Here is a 4,319-nt window from a genome sequence, read left to right as displayed (position 1 = left end):
AGATGGAGCTGAACACCACCACCAGCAGCGGCTGCGCGTAATTCAGCGTGATCGCTTCCGGCAGCGGCAGCCGGGTCAACGCAAAAAAGCCGAGCCCCATGGCGCAGACGCCGACCAGGCCGCGGGCGATGTGGTTGAACGGACGCTTGGTGGTGAAGGCAGTGCCGAGTTCTTTCCTGAAGGCCAGGAAGGCGATGATCGGGAAGATAGCGAAGAAAGAGCGGAAGAAGACAATCTGGCCGGCCGGAACCGTGCCTGCGGCTTTGATGCAGGTCTGCATGCCGACGAAGACCGCCACCGACACGATCTTGAACATGATGCCGGTTAGCGTGTCGTGCCCGCCGGCATCACCGCTGGCTGTGGCCGGGGGGCTGCCGGGGCCTGCTGTCACGCTCCCGACGCTTCTCGGATGGTCGCCCAGATACGCGCCGGCGTTGCCGGCATGTCGATGTGCTTGACGCCATAGGCGCGCCAGAGCGCGTCAGTCACCGCATTGAGTGCCGCCGGCGTCGAGCCGATGGTGCCGGCCTCGCCCGCGCCCTTGATGCCGAGTGCATTGGTGGTCGAAGGCACGTTGCGGGTCTCGAAATGGAAGAACGGGAAATTGTCGGCGCGCGGCATGGCGTAATCCATGAAGCTCGCCGTCAAAAGCTGTCCGTCCTCGCCATAGATGGTGTCCTCGGTCAGTGCCTGGCCGATGCCTTGCACGACGCCGCCATGCACCTGGCCGGCGAGCAGGATCGGGTTCACGGTGACGCCGAAATCGTCGACGATGGTGTAGCGGACGATCTCGGTCGCGCCGGTGTCGGGATCGATCTCGACCTCGCAGATATGAGTGCCGTTGGGATAGGTGCATTCGTCCTGCACGAACTCGCCAAAGCCCTTGAGATCATCCGGCGTCTTGGCGGCCTTGGCGATGGCGGAAAAATCGATCGAGCGATCGGTGCCGACGATGCGGGCAACACCATCAGACAGCTCAATGTCGCCGGCCGAGGCTTCAAGCTCGTCGGCGGCGATGCGCTTGATCTTGTTGGCCAGATCCTCGCCCGCGCGGGAAGCCGATACACCCCCCAGCGGTATGGAGCGCGAGCCGCCGGTGCCGCCGCCGGCTTTCAATTCATCGGTATCGCCCTGGCGGACATGGATCTTGTCGATGTCGAGATTGAGCTTTTCCGACAGGAACTGGGCATAGGCGGTGGCGTGCCCCTGTCCGTTGGTCTGGGTGCCGATCTTCAGCGTCACCGTGCCATCGCCGTTGAGTTCGACGAAGGCCGGTTCGGAGCCCGGAAAGGCACAGGCCTCGATATAGGTCGCCATGCCGAGGCCGCGGATTTTTCCGCCGGCCTTCGATTGCGCCAGCCGCTCGGGAAACGCTTTCCATTCGGATTGCTCAATAGCGCGCTCCATATGGCCTTCGAATTCACCGGTGTCGTAGAGGCGGCCGGTTTGCGTCCGGTAGGGAAATTGCTCCGGCCGGATGAAGTTGCGGCGGCGGATCTCCTCGACAGGCAGGCCGAGATCATGGGCGCAGGCATCGACCAGCTTTTCCAGCAGGAAGGCTGCTTCCGGACGGCCGGCACCGCGATAGGCATCGACCGGGCAGGTGTTGGTGTAGAGGCCGGTCACCGAGACGTCGAGCGCCTGGATATCGTAGACACCGGTCGACATGGTGACGCCGATATAGGGGATGAACGGGCCGTATTGCGAGATATAGGCGCCGATGTTGGCGAGCAGGTCCACCTTCATGCCGAGAAAGCGGCCGTCCTTGTCCAGCGCCATCTCAGCCGTGACGAAATTGTCGCGGCCTTGCGCGTCGGTCAGGAAGTGCTCCGTGCGGTCACCGGCCCATTTCACCGGGCGGCCAAGCCGCTTTGCCGCTTCCAGCACCAGCGGATATTCGCGGTAGACGAAGCTCTTCGGCCCGAAACCACCGCCGACATCAGGCGTGATGACGCGCAGCTGGTCCTTCTTGATCTTGAACACGCTGGCCAGGATATACTGCATGGAGTGCACGCCTTGCGACCCGGTGGTCAGCACGAAGCGCTTCTCCTCGACGTTCCATTCGCCGATCGCGGAGCGCGGCTCCATGTAGTTGCACACCAGCCGGTTGTTGACGAACTCGATGCGGGTGACATGGGCGGCTTTGGCGAAAGCCGCTTCGCTCTTTTTCTTGTCGCCCATGTGGTAGCTGAAGGCGCGGTTGGAACCAAGCTCCGGCCAGACCAGCGGCGTGCCTTCGGCCAATGCCGTTGCCGTCCCGGAGGCCGCATCTTCGCCGTCATAGTCGACATCGATCAGTTCGGCGGCATCCTGCGCCAAGGCTCGGCTGTCGGCGACGACGAAGGCAACGGCATCGCCGACATAGTTGACGCGGTCGCCGCACAGGATCGGGATGTCGCGCGTCGGAGCCTTGGTGCCGTCCGGCTGTTCCTGCATGACGCCGGATTTCAGATCGCCGAGATGGGCAAGATCCTTGCCGGTCAGCACCAGATGGACGCCAGGTGCCGTCTTCGCCGCCTCGGTCGAACCGATGGTGAAGCTGGCCTTGGCGACCGGCGAGCGCAGGAGATAGCCATGCAGGACGCCAGCCGGCTGGATGTCGTCGGTATAGCGGCCCTGGCCCTGGATGAAGGCGGCATCCTCGCGCCGCAGCACGGATGCGCCCATGCCGAATTTCGGTGTGACGACGGTCATGGGTGCCTCGTGATGATGACAGGAGAAGGAACGCCTGAAATAGGCATTGCCTCAGTTTTGTCGAGGGGCCGTTTCGTGTAAAGAGCGCGGACTTCAAATTTCTTGGACCAGCGGACACAATCCGCCGCCAACGCAATCGACAGGAAAACCCACGGAATGCGCACGGACACCGGCCAGGTCTTCAAACTCGAAGACTATCGCCCCAACGACTACCTCATTCCGAAAACCGACCTTACCTTCCGCCTTTCGCCAGACGCAACGCGTGTCACCGCCGTCCTCACGATAGAGCGTCGTGACGACGTCTCCCTGTCGGCACCGTTGGTGCTCGACGGCGACGGGCTGACGCTCAAGCGCATCGAGATCGACGGCAAGAAGGTAAAACCGGCGGATCTGCTGGCGACGCCTGACCGGTTGACAATCCTCAAGCCTCCGGCGGCACGTCGCTTCCAGTTGCTCATAGAGACCGAGGTGGCGCCGGCCGGCAACGAAGCCCTGATGGGCCTCTACCGCTCGAGCCATGTCTACTGCACGCAATGCGAAGCCGAGGGCTTTCGCCGCATCACCTATTTCCTCGATCGTCCCGACATCCTGTCCGTCTACACGGTGCGCATAGAAGCAATGCGTGACGAAGCGCCGCTGCTCCTGTCCAACGCCAACCTGGTCGACAGGGGCGACCTCGGCGACGGCTGGCACTATGCAGTGTGGCACGACCCCTTCCCCAAGCCATCCTATTTGTTCGCGCTGGTGGCCGGCAATCTCGGCCAGCTTGCGGACAGTTTCGTCACGCTGTCGGGCCGCACGGTCGAACTCGGCATCTATGTCGAGCCCGGCAAGGAGAAGCTGGCCGGCTACGCGATGGATGCCCTGAAGCGGTCGATGAAATGGGACGAAGAGGCATTCGGCCGCGAATACGATCTCGACGTCTTCAACATCGTCGCCGTGTCAGACTTCAACATGGGAGCGATGGAGAACAAGGGCCTCAACATCTTCAACGACAAATATGTGCTGGCCGATCGGGAGACCGCGACGGACGCCGATTTCGCCAATATCGAGGCGATCATCGCGCATGAGTATTTCCACAATTGGACAGGCAACAGAATCACTTGCCGCGACTGGTTCCAGCTCTGCCTGAAGGAAGGCCTGACGGTTTTCCGCGACCACGAATTCTCCGCCGACCAGCGCTCGCGCGCGGTCAAGCGCATCGCCGAAGTGCGCACCTTGCGCGCCCACCAGTTTCCCGAGGACCAGGGCCCACTGGCGCATCCAGTGCGGCCGCGCCGCTACCGCGAGATCAACAATTTCTACACTGCGACGGTCTACGAGAAAGGCTCCGAAGTGGTGCGGATGATCCGCACAATTCTCGGTGCCGACGTCTTTCGCGCCGGCATGGACCTCTATTTCGAGCGACACGACGGTGACGCGGCGACGATCGAGGATTTCATCAAGGTGTTCGAGGATGCGTCCGGCCGCGACCTGTCGCAGTTCGCGCTCTGGTATCATCAGGCAGGCACGCCGAACCTGACGATCAGTTCGACGCACAATCCGGCCGCGCAGGAATTCACGCTCGAAATCGAGCAGTCGGTGCCGCCGACACCGTCCGAAAGCCGCAAGCGGCTGATGCACAT

General features: G+C 62.5%; 2 protein-coding genes and 1 pseudogene. 1 reads left to right on the top strand and 2 read right to left on the bottom strand.

Going from position 1 to position 4,319, the window contains the following annotated elements; translation table 11 throughout:
* Together EOD15_RS29590 and EOD15_RS29585 are read right to left on the bottom strand one after the other, a co-directional pair.
* A pseudogene (locus EOD15_RS29590) lies at nt 1-391 on the bottom strand (EamA/RhaT family transporter); the annotation flags it as partial.
* The gene (locus tag EOD15_RS29585; protein ID WP_127409090.1) at nt 388-2,694 is read right to left on the bottom strand and encodes a xanthine dehydrogenase family protein molybdopterin-binding subunit; all 2,307 of its coding nucleotides are present in this window, start codon (nt 2,692-2,694) and stop codon (nt 388-390) included. The gene EOD15_RS29585 and the pseudogene EOD15_RS29590, both read right to left, overlap by 4 nt.
* A gap of 156 nt (nt 2,695-2,850) precedes the next feature.
* Here EOD15_RS29585 and pepN point away from each other — a divergent pair.
* The coding region (gene pepN / locus EOD15_RS29580) for an aminopeptidase N (protein WP_127409089.1) at nt 2,851-4,319 on the top strand (1,469 nt) is incomplete at its 3' end.

The organism is Mesorhizobium sp. M7A.T.Ca.US.000.02.2.1, from assembly GCF_003996995.1.
In the GTDB taxonomy this organism is placed as follows: Bacteria; Pseudomonadota; Alphaproteobacteria; order Rhizobiales; family Rhizobiaceae; genus Mesorhizobium.
Note: the sequence above shows the minus strand (reverse complement) of the source record. Positions and strands in the feature narration are given on the sequence as shown.

Coding starts and splice junctions, on each gene's coding strand:
- EOD15_RS29585 (WP_127409090.1), bottom strand. CDS start 2,694: ATGACCGTCGTCACACCGAAATTCGGCATGGGCGCATCCGTGCTGCGG.